Genomic DNA, 15243 nt, shown 5'->3' on the forward strand with positions numbered 1-15243 from the left:
GGCGATTTCCCGTGCACGCTCAATGGGCAGCCGATTTCCCTTTGGAAACCGGAGATCGTCAAATCGGGCGATGTGCTCGAAGTAGGGGTGTGTCGGACGGGGTTTCGGGCGTATATCGCTGTATCAGGCGGCATCGACGTCCCGCCCGTGATGGGCAGTCGTTCCACGTACGTTCCAGCCCAGCTTGGCGGGCTTTCAGGCCGCCCGTTGCAGCGGGGCGATGCACTGCCGGTCGGCGTTACTCATGGGCGTCGTGTTATCGGCCGGATGCGTTGGGGTCTTGCTTCGGCCGCCCGCCGCTATATTGGTGGGAAAACGAAAACGGTGCGCGCGGTTCCCGGTCCGGAGTATGACGAATTTACGCCGGCGAGCCGCCGCCAGTTTTTCGCCGCCCGCTATGAGGTGACGACGCAGTCCGATCGGATCGGCTATCGGCTTTCTGGACGGGCGTTGGCGCTTGTGCGCGAGCGGGAGATGGTCTCGGAAGCGGTCGTTTTCGGCACGGTGCAAGTCCCGGCATCCGGCCAGCCGATCGTATTGATGGCGGACAGCCAGACAACCGGCGGCTACCCGCGCATCGCCCAGGTTGCGTCTGTGGATTTGCCGATTCTCGCGCAGGCTCGTCCGGGTGACTTTATCCAATTTCAGCCGATCGAGCCGGAAGAAGCGATGTGGCTTTATCGGGAACAACAGCAACGGCTGGCTCGATGGATTGCGGCCATTCGCCGTCAATGGGAGGGAGAACGGTGAGGACGATTGATTTGAATTGCGATTTCGGCGAAAGCTTTGGGGTGTATAGGCTTGGGCAGGAAGAAATCTTATCGTACGTGACCTCTGTCAACATCGCCTGTGGGTTTCACGCCGGCGACCCGCTCGTCATGCGGCGGACGGTGCAACTCGCCATCCAGCATGGCGTTGCCATCGGCGCCCATCCGGGGTTTCCGGACTTGTTTGGCTTCGGACGGCGCGCCATGGCCGTTTCGCCAGAGGAGGTATACGCCTATGTAGTCTACCAAATCGGCGCGCTGGCTGCGTTTGTGAAGGCGGAAGGCGGCGTGATGACGCATGTTAAGCCGCACGGCGCCTTGTACAATATGGCGGCGAAAGACGCGGCGCTGGCCGAAGCGATCGCCAAAGCGGTGCATGATGTCGATCCGATGCTTGTCTTATACGGCTTGTCGGGAAGCGAACTCATCCGCGCCGGCCGCGCCTGCGGCTTGCGGACGGCGAGCGAAGTGTTCGCCGATCGGACGTATCAGGCGGACGGTTCGCTCACCCCAAGAAGCGATCCGCGCGCCATCATCGCGGATGAAGACGAAGCGGTCACGCAAGTGCTTATGATGATCCGCGACCGGCGCGTTCGCTCGGTGCAAGGGACGGACGTGGCGATTGAAGCCGACACCGTCTGTCTCCATGGCGACAATGAACAGGCGGTGCGATTTGCCAAGCGGCTCTATCAAGCCTTGCAAAACGAAGGAATCGCCATTCAGGCGCCGCGCCGAGAGGAAAGACGATGAAGAAAGCCGGAACACCATATTTGGCGCCCTTGCCGTCTTCTTTAATGGTGTATATGGGCGTGTGCACTGCCATGCAGCAGCTGCCGAATAAGCGCCTTAAGCAGGAAACTCGCTTAGGGCGCTGTTTTCATTTGGAGCTGTTTATTGCTTCTTCTAACTTATACCGATTTTTTGGCTGGCTCAATGAAATGGCCTTCATGACAGTCGATCTTCAATTGGTTACAATAACAAAGAGAGGTGACGGAACGAGAAAGGAGTACAAAAGGATGCACTACGCCATTCCGACAGTGGTGGTCAGCGAATGCCTCGGCTTTTCTGCCTGCCGGTATAACGGCGATATCATTCACAATTCGTTTGTCTCTCGTTTAGGGGAGTTTGCTCGGCTTGTGCCTGTATGCCCAGAAGTGGCCATTGGGCTTGGGGTTCCGCGGGAGACGGTCCGACTTGTGAAACGAGGCGAGGAAAGGCGGCTTGTGCAGTCGTCGACGAACCGAGATTGGACGAGGGAAATGAATTTGCCACCTCCTTTGTTTTTGACAGAGGCGGAGCGGGCCGCGCCCCCTAGATACTCTTTGTTCAGCGCGGTGCAGTTTGGATACGTTTTGATTTTGGCTGCCGCTTCGGCCGAACGGAACGAGTCGAAGAAAAAGCTGGCTGCGAGCGCAAAGGAAAGGACAAGCGGGATCACGAATCTCATCATGTGTTCCTCCTCTTTGCAACATAATGGTAAGCTTTTCCAGAATCATATTTTGCCATATTGGCTTTTGTCTATCAACCAAAAACGAACAAGCAAATGATGACGGGCCAAGAAAGGGGAAACGGTATGCACGGAGCAGACATCAAAGCGATCGTCTTTGATTTGGACGGAACATTATACGAGGAAACGGAGCATTTTGACTATTATGCCGAGCAGGTGGCGAAACGTCTTCGTGAAGCAGATCGGCCGCGCTTTTGGGACGACTACCGCGCCGTGCTCGCCGCCTGTTGTAGGCGGTGTATTTTTGTTTTGTATATTCAGAAAATTATTGAAAATATTTATGAAAGCGTGTACAATAAAAAATAGTCGGCTATATACCAACTGGTCAGTAAAAAAAGCTATCCAATGCTGCTTGCGTGGAGGCTGCCGCAGTGAACGATCGCGTGAAAAGGAGGAGGAAAACGGAATGAATACGAGACATTACCCGTATTGGCCGAAACGGCTCTCAAAAACGCTGGCTGTGCCGGAGACGACGCTGGTCGACCATTTGGAAACAACGGCGAAGCGCTATCCGAACAAAACGGCGATTTACTATTACGGAGCCGTGTATTCGTACAAACAGTTGCTCGATGAAGTGAACGCGTTGGCCGGCTATTTGCAGCAAAAGCTGTCCGTCAAACCGGGCGACCGCGTTCTATTGTACATGCAAAATTCTCCGCAGTTTGTCATCTCCTACTATGCCATTTTGCGCGCTGAAGCGATCGTCGTGCCGATCAATCCGATGAACACCTCAGAGGAGCTTTCCTTTTACGTCAATGATTGCGAAACGAGAGTCGCCATCGTTGGGCAGGAGCTGCTTGACAAAGCGGCCCCGCTCCTTGGACGAACGGCGTTGGAACAAATCATCGTCGCCGCTTATTCTGATTATGCTTCCGATGAATCGCCGGTTTCGCTTCCGGCTGAAGTGGCGGCGCCGCGGCGGGCCATTGGGGATGAGCGCATTCTTTTATGGGCGGACTGCCTCGGCGCCCAATTGCCGCCGCTTCCATACAACGGCCATGTTGATGACATCGCCGTCTTGCCATACACATCCGGGACGACCGGGGTGCCAAAAGGCTGCATCCACCCGCACCGGACGGTGAACGCCAACATCGTCGGCGCCTACCACTGGGGCGATGTGACGAGCGATTCGGTCGCGTTGGCGACGCTGCCGTTTTTCCATGTCACGGGGATGGTCCATAGCATGCATACGCCGATTTTCGCCGGCGCCGCCATGGTGTTGATGACGCGCTGGGATCGGGACGCGGCCGCCCGGCTGATTGAATTGCACCGCTGCACGCATTGGGTGAACATCAGCACGATGCTGATCGACTTTTTGGCCAACCCGGCGCTTGGCCGGTATGACATTTCCTCGCTTTCGAGCATTTCCGGCGGCGGAGCGGCGCTTCCGGAAGCGGTCGGGGAAAAATTGTTCCAGCTCACCGGCGTCCGTTATTTTGAAGGCTACGGGCTGACGGAGACGATTTCGCAGACGCATTTCAATCCGCCGGACCGGCCGAAATTGCAATGTCTCGGCGTTCCGTCGTTTGACGTCGACGCGCGCATCATTGACCCGGCGACGGGGCGGGAGCTTGGCGTCGGCGAAGTCGGGGAGATCATCGTTTGTGGTCCGCAAGTGTTCCGCGGCTATTACCGGCGTGAAAAAGAAACGGAAGAAGCGTTCATCGAGCTCGACGGCAAGCGGTTTTTCCGCACCGGCGACATCGGGCGGATGGATGAGGAAGGCTACTTTTTCATCGTCGACCGCGTCAAACGGATGATCAACGCTTCTGGATACAAAGTGTGGCCGACCGAAGTCGAGTCGCTTTTGTACAAACATCCGGCTGTTCAGCAGGCGTGCGTTGTCGGCGTGCCGGATCCGCGCCGCGGCGAAACGGTGAAGGCGTTTATCGTCCTTCATGACGAGTATGTCGGCAAAGTAACGGAAGAAGAGATCATTGAATGGTCCAAGACGCAAATGGCGGCGTACAAATATCCGCGCCTCGTTGAATTCCGCTCATCGCTGCCGATGACGTCAAGCGGCAAGCTGCTTTGGCGGAAACTGCAGGAAGAGGAGTATGAAAAAGCGGGGAAAGGGGTGAACAACTGATGGCGGAGATGGTAGAAACGGTATGCGGGCCGGTGCCGGTGGAACAGCTTGGCAAAACGCTCATCCACGAGCATTTCCTCTTCGGTTATCCAGGGTTTCAAGGCGATGTGACGCGCGGCACGTTCCGTGAAGACGAGGCGCTTCGCGTCGCAGTCGAGGCGGCGGAAAAGATGAAGCGGCACGGCATTCAAACGGTTGTCGATCCGACGCCGAACGATTGCGGGCGCAACCCGGCGTTTTTGCGGCGCGTCGCTGAAGAGACGGGGCTGAACATTATTTGCGCCACCGGCTATTATTATGAAGGGGAAGGGGCGCCGCCGTACTTCCAATTCCGCCGGCTTCTCGGAACAGCAGAAGATGACATTTACGACATGTTTATGGCCGAGCTGACCGAGGGCATTGCCGATACCGGAATCAAGGCGGGTGTCATCAAGCTCGCCTCGAGCAAAGGGCGCATCACCGAGTACGAAAAGATGTTCTTCCGCGCCGCCGCCCGCGCGCAAAAAGAGACGGGCGCGGTCATCATCACCCATACGCAAGAAGGAACGATGGGGCCGGAACAAGCCGCCTATTTGCTTGAGCACGGCGCCGATCCGAAAAAAATTGTCATCGGCCATATGTGCGGCAACACGGACCCGGACTATCATCGAAAGACGCTTGCTTACGGCGTTTACATTGCGTTTGACCGCTTCGGCATCCAAGGGATGGTCGGCGCGCCGACCGATGAGGAGCGGGTGCGGACGCTCCTTGCTCTGCTCCGCGATGGGTACGAGAAACAAATTATGCTGTCGCATGACACTGTCAACGTTTGGCTCGGTCGTCCGTTTACGCTGCCGGAACCGTTTGCGGAAATGATGAAAAATTGGCATGTCGAGCATTTGTTTGTGAACATCATCCCCGCGCTGAAAAATGAAGGAATCCGCGACGAAGTGCTTGAGCAAATGTTCATCGGCAATCCGGCGGCGCTGTTCTCGGCTTGACGCCGTTTGTAAGGTCGGTAAAAACCGCGCTTTCTGCAAAATCGTTGTTGCGAACGCGCGGAAAAGCGGTTGTTTATCATCCTAAACCGAGAAGACCCCACACTTCCACGCGTGAGCGTAGGTGGGAGAGCGTTCAAGAGCGAAATCTCCATGGTTCGCGCGTTTTTTCGTTCCATCACCAGCTTTTTGGGCAACGTTGTGTTGCATGCAAAAGGCTGATCGAAAGGTAAATAGACGAATAGAAAACCGCCGTCATCCGGCTTCATCCGGCCGACGGCGGTTTTTTGTTTGGACAGGGGTCCGTTTTTTTCCATTCTCATGAATAATTTTCCTGTTGGGTTGAACAATAAAGAAAGACAAGAGCCGGGCGAAAGGAGGAGAAAAGGTGCCGGCCATCGAAAAGCGAATCCTGATCTTCTCTTTCGTTGTCATCGCCTTGTACGTGTCGCCGTATTTTGTGCTTGGCGAGGATGCGCATATGCGCGTCCACGACAATTTGGATTCGAACATCGCCTGGTATAAGGTGCTCACTCGAAGCGGTGAGCTGTTCGGACCGGTCGATGGCGTCATTCCGCAAATCATCAACGGCCTGCCGCGCAACGCGTTCGGCACAGAATTCAGCGGCATCGTTTGGCTTCACGCCCTGTTTCCATCCATTTACGCCTATGGGCTCAGTCAAGCCGCAACCCGCGTATTGGCGTTCATCGGCATGTATTTGCTGCTGCGAAAACATGTGCTGCCGGGCGAGCGCTGGGGATGGATTCGCATCGGCTCTTCGTTGACGTTTGCCTTGACGCCGTTTTGGCCATCGGGAATGTTAAGTACGCTCGGGATGCCGCTTGCGCTTTGGGCGTTTTTAAACATTCGGGGCGGCGAGCGTTCATGGGTGAACTGGGCGGTGTTGACGCTTTTGCCGCTCTATTCGAGCTTCGTGCTTGGATTTTTCTTTTTCTTGAGCGCGCTTGGGATTTGGTGGCTCATTGATGTCATCCGCGGCAAGGGTTGGAATTGGCGGTTTTTGGCGGCCATCGTCTATATGACGATGCTCTATTTGGCGGTCGATTACCGGCTTGTCCATTCGCTCTTGTTTTCCAATGAGCCGACAAGCCGCGACGAATATTTCCACGCCCGTCTGCCGCTTTGGCGCGTCATCCGGCTGACGTTCAAAAACTATGTGCTCGGCCATACCCACGTCATGACCGTGCATGGGCTCGTCATTTTACCGGTGACGCTCGTTGCCTTGTACATTGTATGGAAGCGGAAAAGCTGGCGGCGGGAGAAACTGTTTTTGATTTTGCACGGGTTGAACTTCGCGCTGTCGACATGGTATGCGTTTTGGTTTTACAAAGGATGGCTGCCGCTCACCGAACGGTTTGATTTGCTCGATAAGTTCAATTTCGCCCGCTACCATTTTTTGCGGCCAATGGTGATTTACGTCTTGTTTGCACTGGCGCTGAAAATTTTTTGGCAGGAAGGCCGAAGGTGGCGGGCGGTCGGTGCGGCGGCCATTGTCTTGCAGCTTGTCGTGCTTGCTTTATGCAATGAGGAAATCGTCTACCGCGACAAGCCGTCGTTTCGCGAGTTTTACGCGGAAAAGCAGTTTGCCGCCATTCGCCGCTATATCGGCCGCCCGGTGCATACATACCGTGTCGCCAGCATCGGCATCCACCCGGCGATCGCTCAATACAACGGCTTTTACACACTCGATACGTACAACAACTTTTATCCGCTCGAATACAAGCATCGGTTTCGCCGCATCATCGCCAAGGAGCTTGCGAAAAACAAAAAACTGCGCGAGTATTTCGATGAATGGGGCGGGCGCTGCTATTTGTTCGTCGATGAGCTCGGCAAGCGGTATATGTTTCAGAAAAACTCGAAGCGGACGATTCGCAGCTTGGAATTGAACACAAACGTGTTTTATAACATGGGCGGGCGCTACATTTTTTCGGCGCTGCCGATTGAAAATGCCGACGAAAACGCCTTGCGCCTTGAGCGGGTGTTCCGTTCCAAAGAGTCCGCGTGGACCATCTATTTATACAAAGTCGTGCCGGAGGGAGGAAGGTGACATGTTCGAACCGACGTTGGCTATTGTTGTGCCGTGTTACAACGAAGAAGAGGTGCTGCCGGAGACGATCCGCCGCTTACGGGAGTTGCGCGAACAATTGATTGAAGAGCAGCTCATTTCATCCAACAGCGCGCTTTTGTTCGTCGATGACGGCAGCTGTGATGACACATGGAAGATCATATACAAAGCGAGTTTGCGTCACCCGGAAGTGAAAGGGCTGAAACTGGCGCATAACGCCGGCCACCAAAACGCGCTGCTTGCTGGGCTGTTCGCCGCGAAAAGGCATGCCGATTGCCTCATTTCGATCGACGCCGATTTGCAAGATGATGTAGCGGCGATTCGGGAATTTGTGCAAAAGTTTCGTGAAGGCTATGACATCGTCTACGGCGTGCGCCGGCGGCGCGATGCCGATACATGGTTCAAGCGCCATACGGCGCAAGGGTTTTATCGGTTGATGAAGGCGTTTGGCGTCGATCTCGTTTACAATCACGCCGACTATCGCCTTATGAGCCGGCGCGCTGTGGACGCGCTTGAACAGTTCGGGGAAGCGAACTTGTTTTTGCGCGGCATCGTTCCACTTTTGGGCTTTCGGTCGGCGACGGTTTATTATGACCGAAAAGAGCGGCTGGCCGGGAAAACGAAATATCCGCTGAAAAAAATGATCGCCTTTGCGCTTGACGGCGTGACGTCGTTCAGCGTCACCCCGATCCGTTTCATTTCGCTCGTTGGGTTTCTCTCGTTTGTCGTCAGCTTGATGTTTGGCGCCTATTTTCTTTTCCTCAAATGGGTCGGGCATACGGAAACGGGTTGGACGTCGCTCATTACGTCCATTTGGCTGTTAGGAGGGTTGCAACTGATGGCGCTCGGGCTGATTGGTGAATATATTGGAAAAATTTACAAAGAAACAAAACGGCGGCCGCGCTATATCATCGAATTGGATTTGTGGAATTGGCCGCTGCCGCAGCGGCTGTCGCCGGCGGCGCCGTCCGAAGAGGGAGGGGCGGCCGAATGGACGCGTTCGTAATGGAACAAAAAGGGAGGTGCGCTTTGGCGGCCGCCTTTTTTCTTTGTCTTGCAATTCAAAAAAAGAAAGAGTAGACTGATGGATGGGGAGAATGGATCATTCTATTGGCCGAAAGTACGGCGAAAGCCAGTGTATGGCCGGCGAAAGGGCTTGGAAAGGGGAGAAACCGGAAATGGCCAATTGGCATGAATGGGCGGAACTGCTCGAGCGGGTAAGAGAGGAGAATCCGCTCGTCCATAATATCACGAATGTCGTTGTGACGAATTGGACGGCGAATGGATTGCTTGCGCTTGGCGCTTCGCCGGTGATGGCGTATGCGAAAGAGGAAGTGGGCGAGATGGCGAAGCTCGCTGGAGCGCTTGTCCTCAATATTGGGACGTTGAATGACAAAGAGGTGGAAGCGATGCTTGTCGCCGGCCAGGCAGCCAATGAAGCCGGCGTGCCGGTCATTTTCGACCCGGTCGGGGCCGGGGCCACGCGCTACCGGACGGAGACGGCGCGCCGCATCGCGGAACAAGTCAAGCTTGCCGTGATCCGTGGCAATGCGGCGGAGATCGCCAATATGATTGGTGAGGCGTGGACGATTAAAGGAGTCGATGCCGGCGGCGGCAGCGGCGATCGAGTGGCGTTGGCCAAACGGGCGGCGGAGCAGCTCGGCGCCGTTGTCGCGATTACTGGAAAAGAGGACGTCGTTGCGGACGGACAGACGACGTATCTTATTCAGAACGGCCATCCGTTGTTGACGAAAGTGACCGGAGCGGGCTGCTTGCTGACATCGGTCATCGGAGCGTTTGCGGCCGTTGAGCGCGATGCGGCGGCAGCGGCGGTGGCTGCGCTTGTGTATTACGGCGTCGCAGCGGAGCAGGCGGCGGCCAAAGCCGGGGAGCGCGGACCGGGCAGCTTCCAGACGGCGTTTTTGGACGCGTTGGCGTATACAAGCGTCGATGATGTCAAACGGCATGGCCGGGTGGAACAACGGTAAAAGGGGAGGAGAAACACGATGGTGTACAAAGCGTTGACGATTGCCGGGTCGGACAGCGGCGGCGGCGCCGGCATTCAGGCTGACTTGAAAACGTTCCAGGAGCTCGGCGTCTTTGGCATGTCAGCGATCACGGCGGTGACGGCGCAAAACACCCTTGGCGTGCAAGGAGTCTATCCGCTCTCGGCGGAAGCAGTCGCCGCCCAGATCGAATCGGTGGCCGCCGATTTAGGCGCGGATGCGGTGAAAACCGGCATGCTCTTTAGTGCCGAGATCATTCGTACGGTTGCTGAACAAGTGAAAAAACATAAATGGGAGCGGCTGGTCGTCGACCCGGTGATGATCGCCAAAGGCGGCGCTCCGCTGTTGCAAGAGGAAGCGGTGGCCGCGCTGAAAGAAGAGCTGCTGCCGATGGCGCTTGTCATTACACCGAACATTCCAGAAGCGGAAGCGTTGACAGGCGTTGTCATCCGCACGATGGATGACCGCCGCGAAGCCGCGCGCCTCCTCCACCGGATGGGCGCCCGCTATGTCGTCGTGAAAGGCGGCCATGACGATGATGGCGAAGAAACCGTCGACTTGCTGTATAACGGCAGCGAATTTTCCTATTTTAAAAGCAAGCGAATTGACACGCGCCATACGCACGGAACCGGGTGTACATTTGCCGCGGCGATCGCCGCTGAGCTGGCGAAAGGGCGGCATCCTGTCGACGCTGTCGCGACGGCGAAGGCGTTTGTGCAATCGGCGATTGCCCACCCGCTCGGCATCGGCCAAGGCCATGGGCCGACGAACCATTGGGCGTACCGCCAATATGGAGAGTGAGAACGATGGTGCGCATCGCGAGCGGCGAAATGAAGGAGCGGCTGGCTGTTTACTTCATTATGGGAAGCCAAAACAGCGAACGTCCGGCCGCCGATGTGCTGAAAGAAGCGCTTGACGGCGGTGTGACGTTGTTTCAATTCCGCGAAAAAGGGCCGGGCGCTTTAAAAGGGGCGGACAAAGAGGCGCTCGCCCGGCAGCTGCAGCGCCTTTGCCGCGCTTATGGGGTGCCGTTTATCGTCAACGATGACGTCGAGCTGGCCCTCGCCATTGATGCCGACGGCGTCCATGTCGGTCAAGACGATGAGGACGCGCGGCGCGTGCGGGAAAAAATCGGCGATAAAATTTTGGGCGTCTCAGCGCACAACGTCGAAGAAGCGATGGCGGCCGTTGAGGCGGGCGCCGATTACCTCGGCGTCGGCCCGATTTACCCGACCAGTTCGAAAGAGGATGCAAAGGAAGCGCAAGGACCGGATGTTCTCCGCCGCTTGCGCGAAGCCGGCATCACCATTCCAATCGTCGCCATTGGCGGCATTACGGCTGCGAACGCCAAAACCGTTGTGGAAGCCGGGGCGGATGGGGTATCCGTCATCAGCGCCATCGCTTCGGCTCCGTCGCCAAAGGCGGCGGCCGCCGCCTTAGCGGAAGCGGTGCGGGCAGCCCGCACGCGCTGAATGAAAAAGTCGGTTTCCACTTGTAGGCAAAGCGCCATAAATGGAAAAAGGTGTCCCGTTGATATTTCGGGACACCTTCTTTTTTGACTGCTAGGTCGTTGTCTGCCGCCAGTTCGGCCATCGCCATTCCAACAGCGGCCGCACGAGCCGGACGACCGGCTTGCTTCCAAGGATGAGCATCATGGCAACCGACAGTGCAAGCAGAAGCGGATAGCCGTGCACATCCATAATAAAGTCTGGGAATGGCGTCTCGTGCAAATATTTTAAAATAAACCCGTGCAAGATATAGATGTAAAACGTGCGCGCCCCGAGCACGGAAAAGGAGAAGCGACGGCTCGGGATGAGCGACAGAAAGCCAAACATCATGAGCAGGCTCGCCCCATAAATGGCGAGGCGGCTCGCAATGCCGGCTGATTCCGAGACGCCGAGCGTATCGTACGATTTCGAGCCGTACAGCCAATCTTGCGGCAAATCCGGAAACCCGAAATGGATGACGAAAAACATGCCAACAAGCACGAATAGCGAAACGAGGCGCACTGGGGCGGCAAACAAGCGCTCGATCGCCGACTTTTGAAAGAAAAATCCAAGCAAAAAGAACGGGAAAAACGTGAGCGTTCGCGACAAGCTCAGCCATTTTTCCACTTCCATCATCCCGCCGGCAAGGCCGAAAAGAAGCGCCATCGGCAATGCGATCCGCTTTGGCAGCCGGCCGAACCATAACAGCAGCACGTTCCAGCTAAACAGGCTGAGCAAAAACCATAAACTCCAATGCGGGGTCAATAAGTCAAGTTCCAGCGACTGTTTGTCATACAGGAAGAAATAGTAGATCGAATACACCAGCTGGAACAGAACGTACGGGATGAGCAATTTTTTCGTGATCTTTTGCAAGTAGCCGTGCTCGTGGAATTTTTTTGCGAAATAGCCGGAAATGAAAACGAACGCCGGCATGTGGAAAAAGAAAATCCACGTATACAAGCTGTGCACCCATAAGACGTCATCAATGTACGGGCGCAGAAAGTGGCCAAACACGACGAGGAGCATGAGCGCGCATTTTGCGTTGTCAAAATAATAGTCCCGCTCCTTCATAGTGTTTCCTCCTTTCTGTACACACCAATTCGAATCATACTCCTTCTTTTTGAGGGAGTCAACGCAGGAAACGAAGCGATGGGATGTCCGCTGTCATCAGTTTGCCAAAGAAAGGTGATGATTCGGTGAAAAACGATCGGCGCGAAATAGGCGATATGACGCAGTTGCTTGAAATCATCAACGCCAAAGGAGACGAAGGCGAGCTTCATGAGATTGTCTGCAACGACGAGTTGTTTTGGAAAAGCTTGCGGGCACAGGCGGAAGACAGTGCGAAAGGAGGGGAGTAAATGGAACTGTTGCGGGCGAAGCGAATGGCTGAAGCCGGGGAGATCGTTCCGGTGATGTATAAAGGGAAACAAGTGGTGATTCAGCACGTCGATGATGAGCGCGAAATGGCTCGCGTTTATTTCACCGATGAGCCGGAACACGAACAAGACGTACCGGTGCGACTGCTTGAGGAACAATGAGAGATGTGCAAATTGTCGCCGTTTTGTCAAGGGAAAGACGATGACACTGTCTGTTCTTCTATGGTATAATGATTCAAGAAACGACGCTTGAACATTGGAGTGACAAACATGAACATCGGCTTTGGAGAAATTGCGCTCATCGTCTTTTTCGCTTTGCTCATTTTCGGGCCGAAAAAGCTGCCGGAGTTAGGACAAGCGGCCGGGAAAACGCTGCGCGAATTTAAGAATGCGACAAAAGGCATCATCGACGATGACGAGACGACAAAAGCGCAAAAATAAGAGGTTGGGCATAGAGGCCTGGCCTCTTATTTTTGCATTTCGTCCGTGACCAGCCATTTCCTCCGCGATGCGGCAAAAAAGAGACAAGCTCTGTCAAGGGGCGCCATATACATATATATGGAGGCATGTTGGCTCGTTGGGATAAGCCGTGGCGGAGGGGTTTCGTGATGATCAAAAAAATGGCGGCGGTGATTGTCGGCAGTCTGCTTCTTGGCGTTGGCATCAACGTCTTTTTAGTCCCTCACCATTTGCTTGATGGGGGGATGATCGGGCTCGGGCTGATCGCCAAATACGTGTGGCACGTTCAGGCTGGGTTGACGATGATCGTCTTAAGCGTTCCGCTTTATGCAGCCGCATGGTTTTACTACCGCCCGTTTTTTTACAACAGCTTGCACGGACTTTTATTTTCCTCATGGATGATTGACGTATTGTCCGTTTTGCGCGGCGTGGTGGTGTTGGATCCGCTTTTGAGCGCGGTCATCGGCGGGGTGCTGGTCGGCGCGGGCATCGGCTTGATGCTGCGCGAGGAGACGAGCACGGGCGGGACCGACCTGCTCGCCCAGTTTATCGCTAGATGGACGAACTGGAACGTCGGGATCATCATTTTTGTCATTGACGCCTGCATTATTTCAGCTGGGAGCATGATCATCGACTCAGTGCCGTTTGTCCACTCGCTTGTCGTCGTCACGGTCGTCGGAGCGGTGACGACGATGTTGACGTGCGAAAAAACGATGGGGGTATAGCCCGAATCCCCATCGTTTTTCGTTTCAGCAGAAATTTAGGCGCGCCTCTATGGAATATGGCATCGCTTGCCGGCGTGGGCTGTTCGCCCCCAGAGGCGCCGTTTCCGGCTGTTTGCTGATTTATGCTGTGGGGGAGTTTTAACATCGTTCGCACAGGAGATGAGAATTTTGTCCGTTTGACCTTTCCCAGCGACGAGTTCCCCAATCATTGGCGGAAGGAGCATCGGTTATTGCTTAGCCAGCTCGAGCGCGCGGTAGACGTTAATCAGCCCATAGCCGTAATACGGATCTTTTCCTCTCTCTCCCAAATCGTCAGCGCTTTCGAGAATAATGTCGCGCACTTCATCGTTCGAAAGCCGCGGGTTGACGGAGCGGATCAAAGCGGCGAGTGCGGTGACGTGCGGCGCGGCCATCGACGTGCCGGAAAGGGCGGCGTACCGGTGGCCGGCAAACGTGCTGGCAATGTTCGTTCCAGGCGCGACGACATCCACATAGTCGCCGTAGTTGGAATAAAGCGCATAGGAAAGATCCGGGTTGACAGCGCCAACACTGATCACTTCTGGATAAGCGGCTGGGAAGCTCGCCTGCGACGTGCTGTCGTTGCCGGAAGCGGCGACAAGCACGACATCATGAGCGTCGGCGTAGCGGATCGCTTCCTCAAGCACCGAGGACGGTTGGTAGTTGCCAAGGCTTAAGTTGATGACTTTTGCCCCGTGGTCGACCGCCCAGCGGATTCCTTTCGCTACATCAATGCTCGTTCCATAGCCGTCCGCATTTAATGCTTTGACGGCCATGATCGGGTTGAACCATGTCATGCCGGCGACTCCTTCGCCGTTGTTCGGCTGTGAGGCGATAATGCCGGCGACATGGGTGCCATGGCCATTTTCGTCATTCGGAGAGCGGTCGTCGGCCAATACGTTATATCCGGGCAGAAGGCGGCGGGTTAAATCGGGATGGGTCAAATCGACTCCGCTGTCGATGATGGCGACAGGCACATTCCGCTTGCCGCGCGACAGCGTCCAGCCGTCTTCGGTATGAATGGCCGGCAAGTTCCACTGGTAGCGGGCGTAAAACGAATCGTTCGGCACCGGCGCCGGCTTGTTCCACTCATTTTGCATGTAAATGTAGTGCGGTTCGCAATAATCAACCGTTGGAAGAGAGCGGAAATAGCGGCGCATTTCCTCATACGTTTGCTCGCGCGAGCGGAATACAAACACGTGGTCGACCTGCTTGATGAACTGGCCGGCGATGGCTGCCTCCATTTGTTGAAGACGGCTTTCCGATGGCAATGCCCGAAAGCGGACCACGATCTCATTGGCGAAATAATGGCTTCGGTCACCGCGGCGATTATGGAGGATTTCCCGAATGCGCGGGTGCTTGTTCAACTGCTGTTTCAGCTGCTCGCCTGCGCTTAAGCTGTCTAAGGCGACAACGGTTGGATGGGTGGGTGCGACCTCGGCGTCAAACGGCTTCAGCCGCGGTGGAGCCGGGGCGTTTTCTTCTGGAGCCGGTCGCCCCAAGACGGCTGCGGCAACGAGTAGAGCAACAACCGCGCTGGCCGCGGCCCATATTCGGTATCGGCGTTTCACGCTGTTCACCTCCTTTGTTGTTAGGATGGGCGATTGACGGACAAATCATGAAAAATGGGATTCACCTTTTGCCATGGTGAAATCCCATTTTCTTCTTCAGCGGCCGACCGATTGCATACAGATGCAATTTGAAGTTTTCACATTTGCGGCTTTTGCCGAGCATTTGATCGACTGT

At 55.5% G+C, this 15243-nt stretch carries 16 protein-coding genes and 1 pseudogene; 15 read left to right on the forward strand and 2 right to left on the reverse strand.

The window, feature by feature from the left end; all coding sequences use genetic code 11:
- The 11 genes and pseudogenes from VU18_RS06495 to thiE form a co-directional block, all read left to right on the forward strand.
- A pseudogene (locus tag VU18_RS06495) lies at positions 1-750 on the forward strand (biotin-dependent carboxyltransferase family protein); the annotation flags it as partial.
- Positions 747-1517, forward strand: coding sequence for a 5-oxoprolinase subunit PxpA (locus VU18_RS06500; RefSeq protein WP_011230998.1), 771 nt, complete (start codon positions 747-749; stop codon positions 1515-1517). The pseudogene VU18_RS06495 and the gene VU18_RS06500, both read left to right, overlap by 4 nt.
- Positions 1514-2314, forward strand: a complete 801-nt coding sequence (locus VU18_RS06505; protein WP_031206563.1) for a DUF523 domain-containing protein — start codon at positions 1514-1516, stop codon at positions 2312-2314. The genes VU18_RS06500 and VU18_RS06505 overlap by 4 nt, the downstream gene beginning before the upstream one ends.
- Before the next feature lie 26 nt (positions 2315-2340).
- Positions 2341-2580 (forward strand): hypothetical protein, encoded by a 240-nt coding sequence (locus tag VU18_RS06510; RefSeq protein WP_011231000.1) that lies wholly within the window; start codon positions 2341-2343, stop codon positions 2578-2580.
- A 100-nt stretch (positions 2581-2680) separates the two neighbouring features.
- Complete coding sequence (locus tag VU18_RS06515) at positions 2681-4363, forward strand: long-chain fatty acid--CoA ligase (RefSeq protein ID WP_011231001.1); 1683 nt, start codon at positions 2681-2683, stop codon at positions 4361-4363.
- The gene (locus VU18_RS06520; RefSeq protein ID WP_021322572.1) at positions 4363-5343 is read left to right on the forward strand and encodes a phosphotriesterase; all 981 of its coding nucleotides are present in this window, start codon (positions 4363-4365) and stop codon (positions 5341-5343) included. Before VU18_RS06515 ends, VU18_RS06520 begins: the two co-directional genes overlap by 1 nt.
- 385 nt (positions 5344-5728) lie before the next feature.
- Complete coding sequence (locus VU18_RS06525; RefSeq protein WP_011231003.1) at positions 5729-7408, forward strand: DUF6044 family protein; 1680 nt, start codon at positions 5729-5731, stop codon at positions 7406-7408.
- A 1-nt stretch (position 7409) separates the two neighbouring features.
- The gene (locus VU18_RS06530; RefSeq protein WP_021322573.1) at positions 7410-8432 is read left to right on the forward strand and encodes a glycosyltransferase family 2 protein; all 1023 of its coding nucleotides are present in this window, start codon (positions 7410-7412) and stop codon (positions 8430-8432) included.
- Between the two features lie 172 nt (positions 8433-8604).
- Positions 8605-9414 (forward strand): hydroxyethylthiazole kinase, encoded by an 810-nt coding sequence (gene thiM, locus VU18_RS06535; protein ID WP_011231005.1) that lies wholly within the window; start codon positions 8605-8607, stop codon positions 9412-9414.
- An 18-nt stretch (positions 9415-9432) separates the two neighbouring features.
- On the forward strand, positions 9433-10233 hold the full coding sequence (gene thiD, locus VU18_RS06540) for a bifunctional hydroxymethylpyrimidine kinase/phosphomethylpyrimidine kinase (RefSeq protein WP_011231006.1): 801 nt from the start codon (positions 9433-9435) through the stop codon (positions 10231-10233).
- A gap of 5 nt (positions 10234-10238) precedes the next feature.
- Positions 10239-10904 carry a thiamine phosphate synthase gene (gene thiE / locus VU18_RS06545; protein WP_011231007.1) on the forward strand — a complete coding sequence of 222 codons (666 nt, stop codon included), beginning with the start codon at positions 10239-10241 and terminating at the stop codon, positions 10902-10904.
- A gap of 90 nt (positions 10905-10994) precedes the next feature.
- Here thiE and VU18_RS06550 read toward each other — a convergent pair whose 3' ends face one another.
- On the reverse strand, positions 10995-11990 hold the full coding sequence (locus VU18_RS06550; protein ID WP_011231008.1) for an acyltransferase family protein: 996 nt from the start codon (positions 11988-11990) through the stop codon (positions 10995-10997).
- Between the two features lie 125 nt (positions 11991-12115).
- Between VU18_RS06550 and VU18_RS06555 the strand changes: the two genes are divergently transcribed.
- The 4 genes from VU18_RS06555 (at position 12116) to VU18_RS06570 (ending at position 13479) form a co-directional block, all read left to right on the forward strand.
- Positions 12116-12277: a hypothetical protein gene (locus VU18_RS06555; RefSeq protein WP_011231009.1), complete on the forward strand. Its 162-nt coding sequence runs from the start codon at positions 12116-12118 to the stop codon at positions 12275-12277.
- A complete protein-coding gene (locus tag VU18_RS06560) occupies positions 12278-12457 on the forward strand; it encodes an H-type small acid-soluble spore protein (RefSeq protein ID WP_011231010.1) in 180 nt (59 codons plus the stop codon).
- Between the two features lie 108 nt (positions 12458-12565).
- Complete coding sequence (locus VU18_RS06565; protein WP_011231011.1) at positions 12566-12736, forward strand: twin-arginine translocase TatA/TatE family subunit; 171 nt, start codon at positions 12566-12568, stop codon at positions 12734-12736.
- 167 nt (positions 12737-12903) lie between these two features.
- Positions 12904-13479 (forward strand): YitT family protein, encoded by a 576-nt coding sequence (locus VU18_RS06570; RefSeq protein WP_014195667.1) that lies wholly within the window; start codon positions 12904-12906, stop codon positions 13477-13479.
- A gap of 227 nt (positions 13480-13706) precedes the next feature.
- Here the strand turns inward: VU18_RS06570 and VU18_RS06575 are convergent, their stop codons facing one another.
- A complete protein-coding gene (locus VU18_RS06575; protein WP_011231013.1) occupies positions 13707-15068 on the reverse strand; it encodes a S8 family peptidase in 1362 nt (453 codons plus the stop codon).
- Positions 15069-15243 lie beyond the last annotated feature (175 nt).

The organism is Geobacillus sp. ZGt-1 (genome assembly GCF_001026865.1).
Classification (GTDB): Bacteria; Bacillota; Bacilli; order Bacillales; family Anoxybacillaceae; genus Geobacillus; species Geobacillus thermoleovorans.

Excerpts from the sequence above, each read along its gene's own strand:
- thiD (WP_011231006.1), top strand. The coding sequence starts at position 9,433 with ATGGTGTACAAAGCGTTGACGATTGCCGGGTCGGACAGCGGCGGCGGC.
- VU18_RS06560 (WP_011231010.1), top strand. The coding sequence starts at position 12,278 with ATGGAACTGTTGCGGGCGAAGCGAATGGCTGAAGCCGGGGAGATCGTT.
- VU18_RS06510 (WP_011231000.1), top strand. The coding sequence starts at position 2,341 with ATGCACGGAGCAGACATCAAAGCGATCGTCTTTGATTTGGACGGAACA.
- VU18_RS06505 (WP_031206563.1), top strand. The coding sequence starts at position 1,514 with ATGAAGAAAGCCGGAACACCATATTTGGCGCCCTTGCCGTCTTCTTTA.
- VU18_RS06515 (WP_011231001.1), top strand. The coding sequence starts at position 2,681 with ATGAATACGAGACATTACCCGTATTGGCCGAAACGGCTCTCAAAAACG.
- thiE (WP_011231007.1), top strand. The coding sequence starts at position 10,239 with ATGGTGCGCATCGCGAGCGGCGAAATGAAGGAGCGGCTGGCTGTTTAC.
- thiM (WP_011231005.1), top strand. The coding sequence starts at position 8,605 with ATGGCCAATTGGCATGAATGGGCGGAACTGCTCGAGCGGGTAAGAGAG.
- VU18_RS06565 (WP_011231011.1), top strand. The coding sequence starts at position 12,566 with ATGAACATCGGCTTTGGAGAAATTGCGCTCATCGTCTTTTTCGCTTTG.
- VU18_RS06530 (WP_021322573.1), top strand. The coding sequence starts at position 7,410 with ATGTTCGAACCGACGTTGGCTATTGTTGTGCCGTGTTACAACGAAGAA.
- VU18_RS06570 (WP_014195667.1), top strand. The coding sequence starts at position 12,904 with ATGATCAAAAAAATGGCGGCGGTGATTGTCGGCAGTCTGCTTCTTGGC.
- VU18_RS06550 (WP_011231008.1), bottom strand. The coding sequence starts at position 11,990 with ATGAAGGAGCGGGACTATTATTTTGACAACGCAAAATGCGCGCTCATG.
- VU18_RS06520 (WP_021322572.1), top strand. The coding sequence starts at position 4,363 with ATGGCGGAGATGGTAGAAACGGTATGCGGGCCGGTGCCGGTGGAACAG.